Raw genomic sequence first — 21,075 nt, 5'->3', positions numbered from 1 at the left:
TAGAAAATCTCCTGTTTTAGCAAAAGCAGGAGATTTTTTTATGCTTTTAAATTAATAACTTTGATATTTATTTTTAAATTTAAAATAAATATTGTTAATAAGTTGATAAAAAATTGCGAACACTCGACTTTTTTCGCAGAAATAGACATTTTTTCAATAAAATAAACCACAAAATATCATCTTTTTTTCCAATTTTGTGATCTATGTTATATCTCTTTTCTTCATTTTTCTTTAAAATTACGCCCACTTTATACTCTATTTGAAATTTTATCTATCAATTAAATTAATTAAGGAGCTCCTATGAGTATTGCTATTATCATAGCTACACATGGTGTTGCAGCAGAACAGTTGCTCCGTACAACAGAAATGTTGATCGGGGAACAAGAAAATGTTGCATTTATCGAGTTTGTGCCAGGCGAAAACGCTGAAACCATTATCGGTAAATACCAAGTTAAGTTAGCAAATGAATTAGCACATTGTGACCAAGTATTGTTTTTAGTGGATACTTGGGGTGGAAGTCCATTCAATGCGGCTAACCGTGTAGCAGACGGTAAAGATAATATGGAAGTCGTAACAGGTGTTAACGTGCCGATGTTAGTAGAAACATTTATGGCACGTGATGATGATCCATCATTAGAAGAGCTTGCTGAAATTGCGCTTGAAACCGGTCGTGGTGGTGTGCGCGCATTAAAATTAGAGCAAAAACCACAAGCAAAAGAAGAAGCTCCAGCAGCTGCACCAGCCGCACCAACTGCGCCTGCCGCGTCAGCACCAGCAGCACAACAACCACAAGTTGCAACTGCTGGTAAACATATGGCGATTGGTTTAGCACGTATTGATGACCGTCTAATTCATGGTCAAGTCGCAACACGTTGGACAAAAGAAAGCCGCGTTAATCGTATTATTGTCGTTAATAACGAAGTGGATAAAGATGATGTGCGTAAAACAATGTTAAAACAAGCTGCTCCTCCGGGTGTGACTGCACACGTTGTTAACGTAGAAAAAATGGTACGTGTTTACAATAACCCTGAATACAATGAAGATCGTGTGATGTTGTTATTTACTAATCCAACAGATGCATTATTCCTCGTTGAAGCAGGTTTAGAGATTAAATCCGTTAATATTGGTGGTATGGCTTATCGTGACGGTAAAAAACAAATTACCAGTGCGGTATCTGTTGATCAAAAAGATATTGAAGCATTTAAGAAGTTAGCTGAACTCAATGTTGAGCTTGATGTACGTAAAGTATCGAATGATCGTAAAGAAGATATGCTTGATTTGCTGAAAAAGAGCAACCTGATTTAATAATTAACTAAAGGAAAATGCTATGGAACTTTCTAGTATTCAAATTATTTTGATCTTCATCATCGCTTGTATTTCAGGGATGGGATCAATTTTGGATGAGTTTCAAACTCACCGTCCGTTAATCGCTTGTACCCTAATCGGCTTAGTATTAGGCGATATGAAAACCGGTATTATTGTTGGTGGTTCATTAGAATTATTAGCATTAGGTTGGATGAATATCGGTGCAGCGTTAGCACCAGATGCTGCGTTGGCGTCTGTGGTTTCTACTATCTTAGTTATTGTTGGTGGACAAGAAATTACCACAGGGATTGCGATTGCTATTCCGCTTGCAGCAGCAGGCCAAGTATTAACTTACGTTGTTCGTGCAATTACCGTAGGTTTCCAACATTTAGCCGATAAATCTGTACAAGATGGTAATTTAAACCGCTTAGACTGGGTACATTGTAGTGCTTTAATTCTACAAGCAATGCGTATTGCTATTCCTGCACTAATTGTCGCTTTAACTGCGGGTACAGATACCGTTCAATCATTATTAAGTGCAATTCCACCAGTAGTAACAACAGGATTGAAAATCGCTGGAGGAATTATCGCCGTTGTCGGTTATGCGATGGTAATTAATATGATGCGTGCGGGCCACTTAATGCCATTCTTCTATGCAGGCTTCGTTGTCGCTGCATTCACTAACTTCAACTTAGTAGCATTAGGCGTACTTGGTACAATTATGGCAATTCTTTATATTCAACTTCACCCTAAATACAATCAAAGTAAACAAGTGGTGCAAGTAGTTTCAGCTGGCAATAATGATCTTGATAACAGATTAGATTAATGGGAGAAGTAGAAATGACAACCGAAATGAAAAAAGTAACTCAAAGCGACTTAAACAAAGTTGTGCTTCGTTCTAACCTTTTCCAAGGTTCATGGAACTTCGAACGTATGCAAGCATTAGGTTTTGCATTTTCTATGGTGCCAGTCATCAAACGTTTATACCCAGATGCAAATTCTCAAGAACGTAAAGATGCGATTAAACGCCATTTAGAATTCTTCAATACACAACCATTCGTGGCTGCGCCGGTGTTAGGTGTTACCATTGCGATGGAAGAAGAGCGTGCTAACGGTAAGCCAATTGATGATGCAGCTATCAACGGAATTAAAGTAGGTTTAATGGGACCTTTAGCCGGGGTAGGTGACCCAATTTATTGGGGAACTGCACGTCCGGTATTTGCGGCGTTAGGTGCTGGTTTAGCATTAAGCGGTAGTATTTTAGGGCCATTACTTTTCTTCTTCTTATTTAACCTTGTTCGTTTAGCAACACGTTATTATGGTGTGACTTATGGTTATAAGAAAGGGCTTGATGTTGTTAAAGATATGAGCGGTGGTTTACTGCAAAAATTAACTGAAGGCGCTTCAATTTTAGGGCTATTTATTATGGGAGCCTTAGTCCAAAAATGGACGAGCATTAATGTGCCGTTAGTGGTTTCCGTTATTGAAAAACAAGATGGTACGGTAGAAACGACCACTGTTCAGCAAATTTTAGATAGCTTAATGCCAGGGTTATTGCCATTAATCTTTACCTTTGCTTGTATGTGGTTATTGCGTAACCGAGTTAATGCACTTTGGATTATTATCGGTATTTTTGTAATCGGTATTATTGGTGCAGCAACAGGTATTTTAGGTTAAAAATGAAGTTTGGTGGGCGGTAGCCCACCAGTTTTATATAAAGTTTATTTGATATTTTTGTTTTATTTAGGTTTCGCCCTAAAGGCATAGTTTTTTAAGTTTCGCCCTAAAGGACGACCTACTTGTATTCGCAAGCAAGCTTGCTCACTCTAACGAGCCGTTGCAAGCAACGTTCAAAAAGCTAATGCTTTTGCAGTTTGATGACAAACCTAAATTTAATTACAAATCTTAATAAATGTTGAATGGGTTCCCTCTCACACTTGCCCGAATGCAAATAAGATTTTCAGGCAAAAAAAGTGATCTTTTTTCGAACGTAGTGAGAAAAATCTCTGTTTTTTGCCGCCCGGAAAATCTTATTGGAATGAGGATTAGCAAGTGTGCGAGGGTTTGCTTTCTTTTGCCTTCTTTTCTTTGCAAATTCAAAGAAAAGAAGGTCGCCTTTTAGGGCGAAACTTAAAAAACTATGCCTTTAGAGCGAAAAAACTACATAATAATTAGAGAATAAATAGCTAAGAATATTAAAATTCTAAAAAAACGCATATGATCATTAACATTACCCTACTAGGACTCATCCTCTTATATCTCCTATTTGCAATCTATGATCAATTCATCATGGATAAACGCTATGGCAAAACAGAACTAAAAGTGCGTCTATTACGCAAATTAAAAATAGAAAGCATCGTAATGTTGCTATTAATCTGGATCGCTGTATATCAAGCATTACCACAAGGGTTAGAAACTGTTACAATCTATTTATTAGTAATGTTATCTATTTTATTGATTTATCATGCCTTTATCCGTTATCCCGTATTTTTATTAAAACAAGAAGGCTTTTTCTTAAATAATCTTTATATTCCTTATCAACATATTCAAACTATCAATATTAGCGAAAATGGGTTTCTACAAATTGTGCTCAAGAATAATAAACAATTACCCGTCTATATTGATGATGTAGATGATGTTGCGAAGGTATTACAATTTTTAGTGAAGATAGGCAGAATTACCCAACCAATTGGAGGAAAATAAATTATGTTTTATCGCCTTAATGGTCAGGCACAACATTATATTTGGGGTGGAAAAGAGTATATTCCACAGCTTTTTCAATTAAAACAAGATGATCAAATTTATGCAGAGTGGTGGTTAGGTACGCACCCTAGCGCACCGTCTTTGCTTGAAACCGCAGAAAAAACAGAAAATCTTGCAGAATATATTGCGGCACATCCAGTGGTATTGGGGGAAAAATCACAACAGCAATTTGGTAATAAACTCCCGTATTTATTAAAAATTTTAGATGTGGTAAAACCGCTCTCAATCCAGTTGCATCCAACCAAAAAAGAAGCTGAACAAGGATTTACACGAGAAAATGCTGAGGGCATTGATTTAAAAGATCCGAAACGCAGTTACAAAGACGATAATCATAAGCCAGAAATGATGATTGCTTTATCTGATTTCTGGTTATTACATGGTTTTAAAAGCAAAGAAGCTATTTTTAAAACCCTCTATGCCCGTCCATCATTGGTTCCATTAGGGGAGCAATTAGAAAATCAATCATTAAAAGCATTTTATGCTGAGGTAATGCAAGCATCTCAAACGCAATTAGAACAGTGGTTATTGCCAATTATCCAATACAATCAAGTGGCATATCGTGAAGGGCGTTTATCTTTAGATAATCCAGACTATTGGGTAATTTATGCTTTAGAAGCGATGGCGATCCCACTAGAGAAATTAGATGCTGGCTTACTCTGTTTTTATCTATTTAATATTATCCATTTACAACAAGGGGAAGGGATTTTCCAAGATGCTGGGATTCCTCATGCGTATTTAAGAGGGCAGAATATTGAATTGATGGCGTGTTCAGATAATGTCATTCGTGGTGGGCTAACACCAAAATATGTGGATATTCCAGAGTTACTGAAAATTATTGATTGTACAGAAATTACGCCGAAAGTGATTCCAGCCGCAGAAGAAAAAGTCGGCTATACAACTTACCATACACCAAGTAAAGACTTTGCTTTAGCGAACTTAAATTATCAGCCTGATTTTGCAATGGATCTAGTTGCAGCGAGTGCAGAGATTTTATTAGTTATGCAAGGTAGTTTAACCCTCTCCAGCGCAGAAACAACATTAACCTTGCAGCAAGGGGATTCCGTATTTATTGAAGCGGATACCGCCTATCATATTGTTGGTAAACAATCTGGTTATGCCATTGTGGCGAAATTGCCATAAATAATCATCTCTCTTGCCTTACGCTGCTTGATAATCTAAAGGAGCGTAAGGTGATTAACTCCAATTTAGTCATTAATCACAATATAAGGTGAAGGGCTTTCTATTAATTTTACCTTCATATTCACCAAGCAAACGCGGCGTAGCGCTTAACTCACACACCTTAACGCTGATTACCCCAGAATAAGTAGCATTAATTAAGTAAGATATTGCATATCTATTCATAAAAAGTATCAATTTTATGATTTTGTCAAAAGATATGTTTTTCATCTTGATAAAGGTAGAATCGGAAGAGAAATATTGAAGATATGATCTACCGCAATTTTTCCAAAACGGGGTAGGATACTCCTATTATTAATGCAATGCATATCAAGTTTTCTCTTTACAAAACTCCAATCTCTCCTCCAAAGATAAAAATAGACACATATTATCTTTGGAGATAAGAAATAGATCAAAATATATTCAATACTATTCTCCAATATATTTATTAATATGTTTTATTATTTTAACTTATTGATTTTTAATTATTTTTTTAAACTTCTTCTTAAAAGAAGTATAGTAACTACCATTTATTTATTTTAAACTATGTTATTATTTTTTTAATTAAATTAATAATAAAATATAAACAGGAAAATGGAGTTTTCTTTAAATTACCCCCCCCCCTATCGGTATAAAAAATAACCTGATTTCGAGTTAGGTTAATTTCCATAATTAATTACTATTTGAAAGAAAATATTAGTGAAAAAATTAAAATTAAAATCACTGTATAGATCACATTTTTATAAAAAATTATTTATTATCAATAACTTATTCGTGTTTAATGAGTTTTTCTATTGATAATGGATCGTATTTGTCTTTTTTTGATTTTTTATACTATTTTTTGAATTTTTATTTAAAAATAACTCGCAATAAATTGATTGCTTGTTTTAAAAATACCGATAAGTAAATAAAAAGTTAAATTAGTTGTTTATATAAATTTATAGAGTTGTTAGAATTTCAGCGATCATTATAGGGTGTAGTGATCCACTAAATTAGCAGTCCTTGATAGTTTTTTTTCGCTAAAATTGGCGGTAATCCTTGATTATAGCTATGCGGTCTCACTCTGTTATAGTAAAACACATAACGCTTAATATCTTCCTTGGCTTCTTCTAATGAAGAATAACCGTCTTTTAACATCCATTCATATTTAAAACTTCTAAACCAACGCTCCATCGGCGCATTATCCCAACAATTCCCTCGACGACTCATACTTTGTATCAAACCATGTTGTTTGACACACTGGATAAATGCCTCACTTCCATAAATACTGCCTTGGTCTGAATGAAACAACATCCTCTCCGTTCTTTTCGTTGTCAACATCGCATGATTTAATGCATCAACAACTAACGTTGCATCATGCTGTTTCTGCAATCGCCAACCCACGACTTGACGGTGTGCTAAATTCATCACTATCGCTAAATAATGCCATTCCCCCAGTACTTTCACATAGGTGGTATCACCACATAACACCGTTGTCTCTGAGAACGGATTAAATTGCCGATTTAATACATTATTAAACAATGTGGACGCTTTCTCTGAGGTGCCAGGACGCCAACGTTTTTGTGGCTGTTTACTGACTAATCCCTGTTGTTTCATCAATTTTCGAATTAAGGCTAATCCGACCTCAATCCCCTGACTTTTTAGTCTCGCCTTTAAAGTTCGCTTCCCTGCCGAACCTCGACTTTCCTCAAATAACGCCTTTATCTCTACCGCCAAACCGAAATGGTTATTTGGCTTAGCTTGGCGCTTTCTCTTCGCATAATATGTCCGCTCTGAAAGCGCAAATAACGCACAAACACGTTTTATTCCATACGATTTTAATGTCTTTACCGCTTGGTAGCGTTGCGCTCGAGTGACATGAAAATCGCTGTAGCCTTTTTTAGGATTTCTTTATCCTCTTCGAGAATTTTAATCCGTTGTTCAAGTTCTCGTATCCGTTGTTGCTCCGGCGACAGTGGCTTCGTCCCCGGTAAGACATAGCCTTGTTTTTCGGCTTGGACTTGTTTTATCCAACGACGTAAGGCCGTTTCGCCTATCCCTAATTCTAAACAGGCTTGGGCAACGGAATAACCTTGCTCGGTGACTAATTTTACTGCGGCGACTTTGTAATCTGAGCTAAATGTTCTTTTCATTTTAATGTCCTCTTTTTGTGATAGTTTACCACCTATTGAGGACTGCAAAATTAGTGTACCACTACAATCGCCTCGGTGGTGATGTGGGGCCTGCATTGGGTGCAGCGAAATTAGCGCAAATGGCATTACATCCAGAACAACCTATTGCTGAGTTTTGTCCGCCTTTACAACTAGAGGCGCGTTATTTACCAGATCCACAACAATTTAAGTTGTATCGTGCAAAATACGAGAAATTTAAACAGTTATATCAACGTGTGAAATATTTTTAGCACGTCTTTCTTTCCCTTCTTCAACTTTGAAGAAGGGAAAGTGATGAGAGCTTGATGAAATAAGGAATTACCCAGCCCTTAATGAAATTTCGCCAATAGCAAAAGTTTGAATATCCCCTTGTTCTGTTTGCAAGAGTAACTCACCGAGCGGATTAATTCCCATCGCAATACCGCGAATTTGCTGTTGCTCAAGTAATAGTTTAGCTGGTTTTTGATAAAAATAGTCGTATTGTTGCCACGCAATGAGCAAAGCTGCTAAGCCTTGTGTACTAAACTGGGCTAAAACTTGATTAATCTGTTGGATAAGCCGGGCAATGATCTGATTACGATTTACTTGTTTTTGTTGGCTTAACATAGCAATCGGCTGATCGATCGAAGTGTCTAGTGGAAGATGAATATTCAACCCTAATCCAATCACCACTTGGTAATCAAATGAAGTAGGATTTTGTTTCATCTCAATTAAAATTCCACCTAGTTTTTTCCCTGCCAGCCAAATATCATTTGGCCATTTTAATTGAACCTGTTGATAACCGAGAGAGGTTAATGCCTGAGCCACTGCAATCCCAATCGCTAAACTTAAACCTGAAAGTTGGGTGTGTTGTGGAAAGCAATGGTAAAAACTTAAAATTACTTGTCCTGCAAAAGGAGAAATCCATTTACGCCCACGCCGTCCGCGACCTGCAGTTTGATACTCCGCTAAACAAACACTGTTATTAGGAAGCTGTGGCAAATGATCCAGTAGATACTGATTAGTGGAATCAATGACAGGTAACACAATTAAATGATTATTAGGTAGTGTTTGTTGTAGGTAGCTATGATCCAATAATTCCGCTGCCGGTTGCCAAATACAATCTGTTTCAGTTTGTTCAATCTGAATCCCTTGTTGAGTTAATTCAGTTAAGATGTTTTGTAATTGATCTTCCGTAAGATTTAGGGTTTGGCTAAGTTGTTGATAACGATGTGGTTTACCGTCTGCAAGTTGCTGTAAGAGTTGTTGATTCATCATTGTTTAAGTTAAATTGATTCCCGTCAGTGTAAAAGGCGATTGCTCTATTTGACGCTATAATTCCCAGTGAAAATGCGTATAATACACTGCATTTGTGTTTACCTCTAACGATTATGCATAAAGTTTCCCAAACCACATTAGTGCCACATAGTGCAGAACAAATGTATCAATTAGTTAATCAATATGAACGCTATCCTGAATTTTTACCGGGGTGTGTTGCGAGTCAAACTTTGCAGCAACACGGGAATGAATTAGATGCAGAATTAGTGGTAAGTAAAGCAGGTATTCGTTTGGCTTTTACTACTCATAATACAATGCAGCCTTATCAATCAATTCAGATGCAATTAGTAAAAGGACCATTTAAACAGTTAACTGGGGAATGGCGTTTTTTACCGTTAGATGAATACTCCTCACAAATTAGCCTACAACTACAATTTGAATTTAGTAATGCGTTAGTAGAAAAGATGTTTGGTAAGATTTTCCAACAACTAACCTCACAAATGGTGCAAGCCTTTAAGCAACGTGCTAAGGAGATTTATCATGTCAGAAATTAATGTCGAAGTCACTTATGCGTTACCCCAACACTATTTTTTAAAAAAAATCTGTGTGCCTGAAGGATGTAATGTGCAATCTGCAATTTTGCAATCGGGAGTCTTACAACGCTATCAAGAGATAGACTTACGCGAAAACAAAGTGGGCATTTTTGGCCGTTTAGCCAAATTGACTGATATTTTGCGTGAGGGCGATCGTGTGGAAATTTATCGTCCACTATTAGCTGATCCAAAAGAAATTCGCCGTAAGCGTGCAGCCCAACAACAAGAACAAAAAGCGAAATCATAACTAAGTCATCAGGAATTTATCATGACCACATACTGCTTACCTAAAGACATTACCCCTGAAATCTTTTTACGTGATTATTGGCAAAAAAAGCCATTATTGATACGCCAAGGTTTGCCACAAATTGTCGGTATGTTTGAACCGCAAGATATTATTGAATTGGCTCAAGAAGAAGAGGTAACGGCACGTTTAGTGCAAACACATCAACGTAACGGTGAAGAAAAATGGCAATTAAAAACGAGCCCATTAACCGCAAAAGATTTTAAAAATTTGCCAGAAAAGTGGTCTGTATTGGTACAAAATCTAGAGCAATGGTCACCAGAGCTAGGTAAGTTATGGCAGGCATTTGCTTTTATCCCGCAATGGCAACGTGATGATATTATGGTATCGTTCGCACCAAAAGGCGGTTCTGTGGGTAAACATTATGATGAATATGATGTGTTTTTAGTGCAAGGATATGGCGAACGCCGTTGGCAATTAGGTAAATGGTGTGATCCTTCTACTGAATTTAAAGCTAATCAACCGATCCGAATTTTTGATGATATGGGCGAATTAATTCTTGATGAAGTTATGCAGCCCGGCGATGTATTGTATGTTCCATCTCGGTTATCCCATTATGGTGTGGCAGAAAGTGACTGTTTGACCTTCTCTTTTGGTTTACGTTATCCCAATGCAAGCGATATTTTAGAGAATTTCTGTAAAGCATTAGTCCATCATAGCGAACAGCTGAATAGTAGCGATTTTGCGATTCCTTTCCGTTTATCTCCGATAGTGCAAAAAAACGGATTATTAGCACCAGAAAATGTCGCTAACTTGAAACAACAGCTGATCACATTATTACAAGAATCCAATCAAGTGGATGCGTTATTTACTCAAGCAGTGGCTACTGCAGTAAGTAGTCGCCGTTATTCCTTATTAACTACTGAAGAAGGTATTTATCCTGATGAATTAGCGGAAGCGTTACAAGCGGGTGATCGTTTGTATCAAGATGCTAATTGCAAAATGATCTATACCACCGAGGGAAACATTTTCATTAATGGGGAATGGATTGATGAATTAAATGTGACGGAATGTAAATTGCTAGCCCTACTCGCAGATGGTAACGCCATAGATTGGCAAACTTTACAACATTATGTTAGCGAAGAAACCTCGTTAGATTTGCTGTTAGATAGCTTATGTGATTGGTTAGATAACGGCTGGTTATTGCTAGATACGGAATAATTTATGCTAATGAATCTGGATAATCGTCCAAGTATTTTATCAGTGAGCCAATTAAACCGTTGTGCCAAAACGCTGTTAGAACAAGAGTTAGGCGCAGTGTGGCTAACGGGAGAAATCTCTAATTTTTCACAACCTGTATCCGGGCATTGGTATTTCACGTTAAAAGATAATGATGCTCAGGTGCGGGCAGCTATGTTTAAAATGCGTAATTTACGCGTTGCATTTAAACCACAAAATGGGATGCAAGTATTAGTTCGCGCAAGTGTTAGCTTGTATGAACCTCGAGGTGATTACCAAATTATTGTGGAGAGTATGCAGCCTGCGGGAGAAGGCTTATTACAGCAAGAGTTTGAACGGCTAAAAATGAAGTTGGCAGCAGAAGGGCTATTTGCACAGCAATGGAAACAACCTTTACCACAAATTTGCCAACGGATTGGCGTGATTACTTCATCAAGTGGTGCCGTCTTACACGATATCTTACAGATTTTACGCCGTAGAAACCCCTGTCTAGAGGTAATTATTTATCCTACTCTAGTGCAAGGGAAAGAAGCCGCAGCGGACATTGTTCGCAGTATTGAAATTGCGAATCTTCGCCAAGAGTGTGATGTGTTAATTGTTGGACGTGGCGGTGGTTCATTAGAAGATCTGTGGTGTTTTAATGAAGAAATTGTCGCAAGAGCGATTTTTGCTTCGACAATTCCAATTATTAGTGCAGTAGGTCATGAAACCGATGTGACTATTGCAGATTTTGTGGCAGATTTACGTGCCTCAACGCCTTCTGCCGCAGCAGAGCTTCTAAGCCGAGATCAAAAAGAGTTATGGCAAAAGATCGATTATTTACAGCAACGTTTAGAAAACGCTTTTTCACGTCTATTTGCCTTATGCCAACAACGGTTGGAAAGAGTGACTTTGCGTTTGCAAAATCAACATCCACAGGCACGATTAGCCTTACAGAAACAGCATTATCTTTATTTGCAAACACGATTATATAAGAGTATTCAGCTTTACTTACAGCAACAAAAACAACGGCACCAACGATTACAACAACGTTTATGGCAGGTGCCGCTGCCAGCGAATATTCAGTTACAACGACAAGCATTACAGCAGTGGCAATTTCGTTTAAATGCAGCATTAAAAGGGTTATTACAACAGCGACGCTATCAATTTGCTCAATTAAGTGGACGGTTAGACAGTGTTAGCCCGTTAAAAGTATTACAGCGTGGTTATACCGTGACAATGACCGAAGAACAGCAGGTAGTAAGTAGTGTGCAACAAGTGAATGTTGGACAATCTTTAATTACTAGAACTGCTGATGGGCAGATTGTGAGTGTGGTCGAGCAGATCAAGGAGTGATCTGAACTAATTCATTAGATTTTTACATTTTTGTATTCTCAAAGGAGGGATTATGTCAAAGTCCTATTATCAAATTGCTTTATTTTTTAATGCAAATAAGGTTTACGATCGTGAAGTGATGAGTGGCATTGGCGAATATATTCAAACCTCTAGAGTTTCTTGGAATGTATTCTTAGAAGATGACTTTGTGCATCGTGAACTTGCGTTAGATCCACAAAATTTAGATGGTATTATTGCTGATTTTGATGATCCTCGATTAGCAAAAGAGTTGCTAAATAGCCGTATTCCTGTGGTAGCAGTAGGTAGCTCTTATCAAGATGAAAAAAATTACCCACCGAATATCCCTTATGTCGCTACCGATAATAATGCAATTTTGCAATATGCCTTTGAGCATTTACAACGTAAAGGAATTAACCATTTTGCCTTTTACGGTTTGCCCGATCCCGGTTTTCAACACTGGTCAACCGAACGGAGAATGGTATTTGAACGGATTATGGCAAACAATAATTATCAACCTGAAATTTATTTAGGGTATGAAACCCACGCTGAAAATTGGCAGCAAGCCCAACAAGAGCTAAGCGAATGGTTATTATCTTTGCCTAAACATACAGGTATTATTGCCGTCACTGATGCACGAGCAAGACATCTATTACAAACTTGCGATCTATTAGATATTCCTATTCCAGATCAGCTATGTATTATTGGCATTGATAATGAAGAGTTAATTCAAGCCTTTTCCCGCGTCCCACTCTCCTCTGTACGACAAGGAACAAAAAATATGGGCTATCAAGCGGCAAAATTATTACACGCCTTGATTGAACAGCGTCCAATTAAGCATACTCCGCTGCTGATTGCGCCATTAAGAGTAGAGGCAAGAACTTCTACGGACTATCGTTCGATTCAAGATCCATTAGTTATTCAAGCGTTGCATTATATCCGTTTACACGCTTGTTCAGGTATTAAAGTAGAACAAGTGTTGGATTATGTTAAAGCTTCGCGTTCAAACTTGGAAAATCGTTTCCGTACGGAAACAGGAAAGACGATTCACCAAGTCTTACACGAAGAAAAAATGAATAAAGCGAAACAGTTATTGAGTGATACGCAAATTGCAATTCAAGAGATTGCGGAAGTGTGCGGTTATCCGTCAGTTCAATATTTCTATTTTGTGTTTAAAAAAGAATTTCAACAAACACCAAATGAATATCGAGCACAATATCAGCCAGATTTAGTGATTTAGAACCATTTTAATGAAGTTAAACTAAATAATAGTGTGCTTGATTTTGATGATATTAAATGTGGTAAGACAAAATAAACTTAATTACCTACCCTTGCGATAGATCAAAAAAAAGTGAAATGGGTTTTATAGTAAATATTTTTATTTATCAAATAGTTACCTCTATTTTTAACCGTTTATTTTGTAATTTTTACTACTAAATGGGTATAAATGAGGTTTAGATAAAAATACCACCTCCTGCCTGCTTATGTTAGAATTCTGCTCCGTTAAATTAATCAAGTCAGCCAGCAGTAAATATATGAATTCAATCAATCAGTTACAGGTAAATGATTTAAGTTGCCAACGAGGAGATCGTATTTTATTTGCTGATCTTAATCTTCAATTTCAAAGTGGTGATTTTGTACAAATTGAAGGTCATAATGGTGTTGGTAAAACGACTTTACTTCGGGCTTTAAGTGGACTTTCTCGTCCGAGAAAAGGCGAAGTTCTTTGGAATAACCAACCGATTTTGCAGCAACAAGATGAATTTAATGCAAATTTGCTATTTTTAGGTCATCAAGCAGGAATTAAACCAGAATTAAGTGCTTGGGAAAATCTTCATTTTTTTCAAAAGACAACAACGAGCCGCCAACAAGCAGAAGTGTTATGGGAAACATTGCAGGTAGTTGGTTTATTAGGTTACGAAGATATTCCAGCCAGTCAGTTGTCTGCTGGGCAGCATAAACGTGTTTCTTTAGCTCGTTTATGGCTTTCGACTGCACCATTATGGATTTTAGATGAACCGTTTAATACGATTGATAAACGTGGTGTACAGGTATTGACGCATTTATTTGAGTTTCATGCAAGTCAAGGTGGTATTGTCATTATTACTAGCCATCAAGATGTACCGAGTGACATTGTGCAAAGAGTACAATTAGAGAAATATAAATTTATTGAAACAGAATAGAGCAAAATGATTTTTTACGAAATAATCAAACGAGAATTACAGATTGCGATGCGTAAACCCAGTGAGATTTTAAATCCACTGTGGTTTTTTTTAATTGTGATTACGCTTTTTCCGTTGGTTGTTGGACCAGAACCACAATTACTCTCTCGGATTGCTCCCGGTATTGTTTGGGTAGCTGCTTTATTATCTGCTTTACTTTCATTTGAGCGTCTATTTAAAGATGACTATTTGGATGGTTCGTTAGAGCAACTTCTATTATTGCCAATTCCGTTATCGATGACGGCATTAGCGAAAATCTTTTCACATTGGCTATTAACAGGATTTCCGTTGATTTTATTATCACCAATCGCAGGATTATTACTCTCATTAGATATTGAGGTATGGTGGGCGTTAGTCCAAACCCTCTTTATTGGTACACCAATTTTAAGTTGCATTGGGGCAGTAGGCGTAGCGTTAACCGTTGGTTTACGTAAAGGCGGCGTATTATTGAGCTTATTGGTGGTGCCATTATTTATTCCAGTTTTAATTTTTACTGCTGCGGTATTAGATTCAGCTGCACTTCATTTAGGTTATGGTGGGCAGTTAGCAATCTTAGCAGCAATGTTGGTGTTGGCTTTAGTAAGTTGTCCGTTTGCGGTTGCTGCAGCACTGAGAGTCAGTTTGCATTAATAAATATAGGGTAAAAGATTATGTGGAAATGGTTGCATCCATACGCAAAACCTGAAACACAATATCGTATTTGTGGAAAGTTAGCTCCGCTGTTGGGAGTTTGTAGTTTGCTGGTATTAATAGTCGCTTTAGTGTGGGGCTTAGCGTTTGCACCAGCTGATTATCAACAAGGAAATAGCTTCCGCATTATGTATATTCATGTGCCAACAGCAATTTGGTCAATGGGTATTTATGCTTCAATGGCCGTAGCAGCGCTTGTCGCATTAGTGTGGCAAATTAAACAAGCTAACTTGGCAATGGTCGCAATGGCACCTGTTGGAGCATTATTAACCTTTCTTGCTTTAGTAACAGGTGCTGTATGGGGTAAACCAACTTGGGGAACTTGGTGGGTATGGGATGCTCGTTTAACCTCTGAATTAATTCTGTTATTCCTCTATTTTGGTGTGATTGCGTTATATAGTGCGTTCCAAGATAAAGCAATTGGGGCAAAAGCAGCGGGGATTTTATCCATTGTTGGCGTAATTAATTTGCCGATTATTCATTTCTCTGTGCAGTGGTGGAATACCTTACACCAAGGGGCAAGTATTACTAAGTTTGAGAAACCATCTATTGCAACAGAAATGTTGATCCCACTGTTATTAGCCATTTTAGGCTTTATGTTATTGAGCATTTATTTAAGTGTAGTGCGTTATCGTAATGAGCTGCTTAATGCGGATAAGAAACGAGCTTGGGTACAGGCGTTAGCACAAAAAAATTAACGAAAGGAATAATAAAATGACACCATTTTTTGATAGTTGGAGTGCCTTTTGGCAAATGGGGCAACACGGTTTTTATGTGTGGCTCTCTTATGGAATTTCATTCGTTGCCATTCTTTTGTTAGTTATTACTAGTCATCGTGGCAAAAAGAAAATTTTGTCAGAAGTGAATAAAGAGATGCAACGCCAACAACGAATTAAACAACATAAGACAATGGAGAACAGTCTATGAACCCACGCCGTAAATCAAGATTGTATTTAGTATTATTTGTGGTAATAGGCATTAGTATTGCTGCTGGGTTAATGTTATATGCATTACGTCAGAATATTGACCTTTTCTATACCCCGAGTGAAGTTATTTATGGCAAGAATAATGATGCAGAACAGAAACCTGAGCCGGGCCAACGAATTCGCGTTGGGGGGATGGTTGTAGATGGTTCAGTAGTCCGTGATCCAAATAGTCTAAAGGTGAAATTTAAATTAAATGATATTGGACCGTCAATTGATGTGGAGTATGAGGGAATTTTGCCAGATCTATTCCGTGAGGGACAAGGTATTGTTGCCCAAGGCACCTTAAAAGATCCAACGACTTTAGTGGCTAGTGAAGTATTAGCGAAACATGATGAAAATTATGTACCACCTGAGTTAGGCGAACAGATGAAGAAAGTGCATAATCCAATGGGCGTATCAGCTAAAGATCTTACAAGCGAATCTGAGCGTGACAAAATGCAGCTAGAACAACAAAAAACAGAGGAGAAAAAATGATCGCTGAATTAGGGAACTATGCTTTAGCTCTAGCATTAGCGATTGCGATTTTATTGACAATCGTCCCTCTCTGGGGAGTACGACAAAATAATCCATTATTAATTGCCTTGGCCAGACCAATGGCATGGGGATTATTTCTGAGCCTATCCTTTGCATTTTTTGGTTTGATGTATTTATTTGCGATCAATGATTTTAGTGTGCAATATATCGTGAATAACTCAAATAGCCAGCTACCAATCTATTATCGTTTGTCAGCAGTATGGGGTTCACATGAAGGATCACTTCTATTATGGATCTGGTTATTAAGCTGCTGGAGCCTAGCTGTGGCAATTTTTAGCCGTCAGTTACCGCAGGAATCTGTAGCTCGAGTTCTAGCAGTAATGGGAATGATCAGTATTGGCTTTTTAGTCTTTGTGATCTTTGCCTCAAATCCGTTTTCACGCACTTTCCCTGATTTTCCAGTTGATGGTAAAGAGTTAAATCCAATGTTGCAGGATATTGGTTTGATTTTCCATCCACCATTATTGTATATGGGGTATGTTGGTTTTTCTGTTGCATTTGCGTTTTCTATTGCTTCCTTGATGAGTGGTAATTTGGATACGGCTTGGGCAAGATGGTCTAGACCTTGGACTTTAGCTGCTTGGTGTTTCCTTACTTTGGGGATCGTATTAGGTTCTTGGTGGGCTTATTATGAACTTGGCTGGGGTGGCTGGTGGTTCTGGGATCCCGTTGAAAACGCTTCATTTATGCCATGGTTAGCAGGAACAGCGTTATTACACTCATTAGCGGTAACCGAGAAACGCGGTAGTTTTAAAGCGTGGACGGTACTTCTAGCGATTTTAGTCTTCTCATTGTGTCTGTTAGGAACATTCTTAGTACGTTCAGGCATTTTGGTTTCTGTACACGCATTTGCATCTGATCCAACACGAGGCTTATTTATTCTCGCTTATTTAGTGGTGGTTATTGGTGGTTCACTCAGTTTATATGCTTATAAAGGCAAAGAGATCCGTTCTCGTGATAACTACCAACGTTATTCCAGAGAGTCTATGTTGTTATTAAATAACGTACTGTTAATGACAGCATTAGCTGTTGTTGTGTTAGGAACGTTATTGCCATTAGTTCATAAACAGTTAGGTTTAGGATCAATCTCAATTGGTGCACCATTCTTTGATCAAATGTTTTTAATTATTATGGTGCCATTCTCGTTATTGTTGGGAATTGGACCATTAGTGAAATGGCGACGTGATCAATTTTCATCTATTCGTAAGCCAGTAGTGATTAGTGTTGTGGTGATGGCGTTATTAGGCTTTGCTTTACCATTTGTGATTGCGAATCGTATTACAGTGAGTGTAGTGCTTGGCACGATGATGACCATCATTATTGCCTTATTAAGTTTGTATGAATTACAACAACGCGCTACCCACCGTACTAACTTCTGGCAAGGACTAGGTAAATTATCACGATCACATTGGGGAATGTTCTTAGCACATATTGGCGTTGCAGTGACGGTATTTGGTATTGCATTTAGCCAAAACTTTAGTATTGAGAAAGATGTACGAATGAATGTGGGCGATAGTGTGAATGTGGCAGGTTATGACTTTAAGTTTAGCCAAGTGAAAGAGAGTAATGGACCAAATTATCTCGGTGCTACTGCAGTCATTGAAGTCAGTAATCAGCAAAAATTGATTACAACATTAGCGGCAGAAAAACGTTTTTATCAAGTGAGTCGGATGAGTATGAGTGAAGCTGCTATTGATGGTGGTATTACGAGAGATTTATACGCAGCACTAGGTGAGCGTTTAGATAATGGTGCTTGGGCAGTACGTTTATATTATAAACCGTTTATCCGTTGGATCTGGTTTGGTGGTTTGTTGATGGCTCTCGGTGGTGGATTATGTATGTTTGATCGCCGTTATCGTTTCAGTAAATTAATTAAAGGGGTAAATCATGAATAAAAAATTATATCTTCCTTTAATTATCTTTGGTTTGTTTGTTGTTGTGGCTATGGTTGCGTTGATTCGGAATGCTCAAGGCGATGATCCAAAAGCGTTAGAATCTGCATTAGTGGGAAAAGAAGTTCCATTAACTACAACAGCAGTCGATCTGTTTGATCCTCAAAAACAGTATCAAGTTAGTTTATTTAAACAAGGCAAACCGTTATTACTCAATGTTTGGGCGACATGGTGTCCAACCTGTTATGCGGAGCATGAATATTTAAACCAACTGGCTAAACAAGGTATTACCATTATTGGGATCAACTATAAAGATGATCCTGAAAAAGCGAAAAAATGGCTGAGTGACTTAGGTAATCCTTATCAAGAAGTTATTGATGATCAAAAAGGTAGTTTCGGATTAGATCTTGGTGTATATGGGGCACCGGAAACGTTTGTCATTGATTGCCGAGGTATTATCCGTTATCGCCACGCAGGTGATGTAAATCAGCAAGTTTGGCAAGAAAAATTACAACCTCTCTATCAAAAATATGCAGCGGAGGAAGTATGTTCAGCCAAATAAAGAAACTCTTAGTGAGTGTATCTATTTTTATGGTGAGTATCTCCAGTTTTGCGGCGATTGAAGCGCTGCATTTTCGTTCCACAGCAGAGGAGCAAACTTATCATCAATTAACCCAAGAGCTACGCTGTCCACAATGTCAGAATAATAATATTGCGGATTCTAATGCATTGGTGGCAACTGATATGCGAGCGAAAGTATTAGAGCTTCTGCAACAAGGGAAAACAAAACAAGAAATTGTCGATTATATGGTTGCTCGTTATGGGAATTTTGTTACTTATGACCCACCATTAACCGCAGGAACCATTATTTTATGGATTGCACCTGTTGCATTATTGTTGGTTGGTATTGTGATTTTATTACGCAGACGCCAATCTTTACCAATAGAACCAACAGAAGAAGACACTTTGAATGCTGAGCAACAAGCACGTTTGCAACAATTATTAGAGAAGGAAAAAGATCAATGAGTTTTTGGTTAAGTGCATTAGGATTAACGTTAGTTATTGCGTTAATTTGCTTTTTTCCGTTATTACGTAAAGTAAATGTGCAAAAAAGTGTGCAACGAGATTCATTTAATAAAGCTTTTTATTTCGATCGGATTAAAGAGATCGAACAAGCTGCAGAACAAGGCTTATTGGATAATGAACAACAATTAAAAACAGAATTACAACAAACCTTATTAAACGATATTCCAAGTCATGCTGTGCCTCAACAGGAGTCGCAACAACATTTTGGCAAAGTTTGGTTTGTAACTGCTTTTTTATTGTTATTGGCGATTGCTGGAGCAAGTTATTTTGCAGTAGGGTCATGGCGGATGCAAGATATGTTGGAACAGTCATATCAGAAATTGCCTCAATTATTTGAACGTCTGCAAGATGAACAAAAGAAACCCCTTTCCGATAGTGAGTTAGAACAATTTATTGTGGCATTACGTCAGGATTTGCAAAAGAATCCAAATAATGCAGAACGCTGGTGGTTATTAGGACAAATGGGAATGGCAACTGATAAAGCACAATTAGCGATGGACGCTTATGCTAGAGCTTATCAGCTAATGCCTAATGATCCGACCTATAAATTAGCCTATGCAAGAATTTTGATGTTTTCACAAGATCAAAACGATAATAGCAAAGGACGTACATTGTTATCGGAAGTCATTCGTCAAGATCATACTAATTCAGATGCATTAGGTTTATTGGCGTTTGATAGTTTCCAACGCGGTGATTTTAAAATGGCGATTGTCAGTTGGAATATGATGTTACAATTATTACCAAAAGATGATCCAAAACGTGCTTTATTGGAACGTAGTATTGATAATGCACGTCAAGAATTACAACGCCAGGAACAGAGCCAGCAGCCACAGAAATAGTGTGTTGATTTAGATAAATATATAGCGTAGCCCTTTTTCAGTGATGATAAAGGGCTATATTCACAAACTCTAATATCTCAATAGTTTAAGACTTATCCAATATGTTGCCTTTTCTTGGATAGAAAAGTATCCGATTCGTAAAATACAAAATAAGTTTTATTTTATTTATAACCATAGACAAGATGAATAGACTGTTGTAGCTTGTTATTTTTATTGCAAACTTACACAGTGGATATCGCCTATTATCAAAGGAGAAATCTATGATCCCAATGCTCGGTATTACTGGATATAGTGGTACAGGAAAAACGACTTTATTAGAAAAATTGTTGCCACTATTAATTGAACAGGGAGTCCGTACAGCGGTAATTAAGCATACTCACCATAATGTGCAATTCGATAAACCAGGGAAAGATAGTTGGCGAATGAAAGAAGCTGGAGCAGCACAGGTAGTTATCACTTGTGATCAACGCTGGGCAATGATGACTGAAACTGAACAACCAGTAACACTGGATTATTTAGCAAAGCAGTTTGATCCAGAACGGGTTGATTTAATTTTAGTTGAAGGTTTTAAACAGGAACCTATCGCTAAAATTATGTTGCATCGTAAAGAGCTAGATAAAGCGTTACCTGAATTTGATCAGCACATTATTGGCTTAGCTTTAGATTACACATTACCATCAATTTCATTACCAATACTTGATATTAACCAACCACAGCAAATTGCTGATTTTATTGTGAAATTTTATCGCCATTTACAGGAAAAATAA

General features: G+C 37.5%; 23 protein-coding genes and 1 pseudogene. 21 read left to right on the top strand and 3 right to left on the bottom strand.

What is annotated here, in order from left to right:
- Positions 1 to 300 precede the first annotated feature (300 nt).
- The 5 genes from manX (at position 301) to manA (ending at position 5,208) form a co-directional block, all read left to right on the top strand.
- Positions 301 to 1,305, top strand: a complete 1,005-nt coding sequence (gene manX, locus PF272_RS10240) for a PTS mannose transporter subunit IIAB (protein ID WP_271142672.1) — start codon at positions 301 to 303, stop codon at positions 1,303 to 1,305.
- 22 nt (positions 1,306 to 1,327) lie between these two features.
- Complete coding sequence (locus PF272_RS10235) at positions 1,328 to 2,131, top strand: PTS mannose/fructose/sorbose transporter subunit IIC (RefSeq protein ID WP_065234729.1); 804 nt, start codon at positions 1,328 to 1,330, stop codon at positions 2,129 to 2,131.
- A gap of 14 nt (positions 2,132 to 2,145) precedes the next feature.
- A complete protein-coding gene (locus PF272_RS10230; RefSeq protein WP_065234734.1) occupies positions 2,146 to 2,982 on the top strand; it encodes a PTS mannose transporter subunit IID in 837 nt (278 codons plus the stop codon).
- Positions 2,983 to 3,522: 540 nt separating this feature from the next.
- Entirely contained in the window at positions 3,523 to 4,008 is a 486-nt protein-coding gene (locus tag PF272_RS10225; protein WP_065234730.1) for a DUF986 family protein, read from the top strand.
- 3 nt (positions 4,009 to 4,011) lie between these two features.
- Positions 4,012 to 5,208, top strand: coding sequence for a mannose-6-phosphate isomerase, class I (gene manA, locus PF272_RS10220; protein ID WP_271142671.1), 1,197 nt, complete (start codon positions 4,012 to 4,014; stop codon positions 5,206 to 5,208).
- 1,023 nt (positions 5,209 to 6,231) lie between these two features.
- On the opposite strand, the gene PF272_RS10215 is transcribed toward manA, so the two are convergent.
- Together PF272_RS10215 and PF272_RS10210 are read right to left on the bottom strand one after the other, a co-directional pair.
- Positions 6,232 to 7,050, bottom strand: a complete 819-nt coding sequence (locus PF272_RS10215; RefSeq protein ID WP_271142677.1) for an IS3 family transposase — start codon at positions 7,048 to 7,050, stop codon at positions 6,232 to 6,234.
- Between the two features lie 20 nt (positions 7,051 to 7,070).
- Positions 7,071 to 7,424, bottom strand: a complete 354-nt coding sequence (locus PF272_RS10210) for a transposase (protein WP_271142670.1) — start codon at positions 7,422 to 7,424, stop codon at positions 7,071 to 7,073.
- Between the two features lie 20 nt (positions 7,425 to 7,444).
- On the opposite strand from PF272_RS10210, the pseudogene PF272_RS10205 reads away from it, so the two are divergent.
- Positions 7,445 to 7,645: pseudogene (locus PF272_RS10205) on the top strand (xylulokinase); the annotation flags it as partial.
- A gap of 67 nt (positions 7,646 to 7,712) precedes the next feature.
- Here the strand turns inward: PF272_RS10205 and birA are convergent.
- Positions 7,713 to 8,651 (bottom strand): bifunctional biotin--[acetyl-CoA-carboxylase] ligase/biotin operon repressor BirA, encoded by a 939-nt coding sequence (birA, locus tag PF272_RS10200; RefSeq protein WP_271142668.1) that lies wholly within the window; start codon positions 8,649 to 8,651, stop codon positions 7,713 to 7,715.
- Positions 8,652 to 8,764: 113 nt separating this feature from the next.
- Here birA and PF272_RS10195 point away from each other — a divergent pair, with 113 nt between their 5' ends.
- The 15 genes from PF272_RS10195 (at position 8,765) to mobB (ending at position 21,075) form a co-directional block, all read left to right on the top strand.
- On the top strand, positions 8,765 to 9,205 hold the full coding sequence (locus PF272_RS10195) for a type II toxin-antitoxin system RatA family toxin (protein WP_065236829.1): 441 nt from the start codon (positions 8,765 to 8,767) through the stop codon (positions 9,203 to 9,205).
- The gene (locus tag PF272_RS10190) at positions 9,192 to 9,491 is read left to right on the top strand and encodes an RnfH family protein (protein ID WP_065236830.1); all 300 of its coding nucleotides are present in this window, start codon (positions 9,192 to 9,194) and stop codon (positions 9,489 to 9,491) included. The genes PF272_RS10195 and PF272_RS10190 overlap by 14 nt, the downstream gene beginning before the upstream one ends.
- 18 nt (positions 9,492 to 9,509) lie before the next feature.
- On the top strand, positions 9,510 to 10,709 hold the full coding sequence (locus tag PF272_RS10185; RefSeq protein ID WP_271142676.1) for a ribosomal protein uL16 3-hydroxylase: 1,200 nt from the start codon (positions 9,510 to 9,512) through the stop codon (positions 10,707 to 10,709).
- 3 nt (positions 10,710 to 10,712) lie between these two features.
- Positions 10,713 to 12,062, top strand: coding sequence for an exodeoxyribonuclease VII large subunit (gene xseA / locus PF272_RS10180; protein WP_413789448.1), 1,350 nt, complete (start codon positions 10,713 to 10,715; stop codon positions 12,060 to 12,062).
- 52 nt (positions 12,063 to 12,114) lie between these two features.
- Complete coding sequence (locus tag PF272_RS10175; protein ID WP_271142667.1) at positions 12,115 to 13,299, top strand: XylR family transcriptional regulator; 1,185 nt, start codon at positions 12,115 to 12,117, stop codon at positions 13,297 to 13,299.
- A gap of 295 nt (positions 13,300 to 13,594) precedes the next feature.
- Positions 13,595 to 14,242 (top strand): cytochrome c biogenesis heme-transporting ATPase CcmA, encoded by a 648-nt coding sequence (gene ccmA / locus PF272_RS10170; RefSeq protein ID WP_065234112.1) that lies wholly within the window; start codon positions 13,595 to 13,597, stop codon positions 14,240 to 14,242.
- A gap of 6 nt (positions 14,243 to 14,248) precedes the next feature.
- Positions 14,249 to 14,911, top strand: a complete 663-nt coding sequence (gene ccmB, locus PF272_RS10165; RefSeq protein ID WP_065234113.1) for a heme exporter protein CcmB — start codon at positions 14,249 to 14,251, stop codon at positions 14,909 to 14,911.
- Between the two features lie 20 nt (positions 14,912 to 14,931).
- The gene (locus PF272_RS10160; protein WP_271142666.1) at positions 14,932 to 15,669 is read left to right on the top strand and encodes a heme ABC transporter permease; all 738 of its coding nucleotides are present in this window, start codon (positions 14,932 to 14,934) and stop codon (positions 15,667 to 15,669) included.
- Between the two features lie 16 nt (positions 15,670 to 15,685).
- Complete coding sequence (ccmD, locus tag PF272_RS10155; protein WP_065234115.1) at positions 15,686 to 15,898, top strand: heme exporter protein CcmD; 213 nt, start codon at positions 15,686 to 15,688, stop codon at positions 15,896 to 15,898.
- Entirely contained in the window at positions 15,895 to 16,431 is a 537-nt protein-coding gene (gene ccmE, locus PF272_RS10150) for a cytochrome c maturation protein CcmE (protein WP_271142665.1), read from the top strand. The genes ccmD and ccmE overlap by 4 nt, the downstream gene beginning before the upstream one ends.
- Complete coding sequence (locus tag PF272_RS10145; RefSeq protein WP_271142664.1) at positions 16,428 to 18,386, top strand: heme lyase CcmF/NrfE family subunit; 1,959 nt, start codon at positions 16,428 to 16,430, stop codon at positions 18,384 to 18,386. The genes ccmE and PF272_RS10145 overlap by 4 nt, the downstream gene beginning before the upstream one ends.
- Positions 18,379 to 18,945 (top strand): DsbE family thiol:disulfide interchange protein, encoded by a 567-nt coding sequence (locus PF272_RS10140; RefSeq protein ID WP_271142663.1) that lies wholly within the window; start codon positions 18,379 to 18,381, stop codon positions 18,943 to 18,945. Before PF272_RS10145 ends, PF272_RS10140 begins: the two co-directional genes overlap by 8 nt.
- Positions 18,942 to 19,409 (top strand): cytochrome c-type biogenesis protein, encoded by a 468-nt coding sequence (locus PF272_RS10135; protein ID WP_271142674.1) that lies wholly within the window; start codon positions 18,942 to 18,944, stop codon positions 19,407 to 19,409. Before PF272_RS10140 ends, PF272_RS10135 begins: the two co-directional genes overlap by 4 nt.
- On the top strand, positions 19,406 to 20,308 hold the full coding sequence (gene ccmI / locus PF272_RS10130; protein WP_271142662.1) for a c-type cytochrome biogenesis protein CcmI: 903 nt from the start codon (positions 19,406 to 19,408) through the stop codon (positions 20,306 to 20,308). Before PF272_RS10135 ends, ccmI begins: the two co-directional genes overlap by 4 nt.
- A 260-nt stretch (positions 20,309 to 20,568) precedes the next feature.
- A complete protein-coding gene (gene mobB / locus PF272_RS10125) occupies positions 20,569 to 21,075 on the top strand; it encodes a molybdopterin-guanine dinucleotide biosynthesis protein MobB (protein WP_065236801.1) in 507 nt (168 codons plus the stop codon).

Source organism: Gallibacterium faecale, from assembly GCF_027920745.1.
GTDB lineage: Bacteria > Pseudomonadota > Gammaproteobacteria > Enterobacterales > Pasteurellaceae > Gallibacterium > Gallibacterium faecale.
The sequence above is the reverse complement of the archived record's forward strand: the minus strand, read 5'-3'. Positions and strand labels throughout refer to the sequence as shown.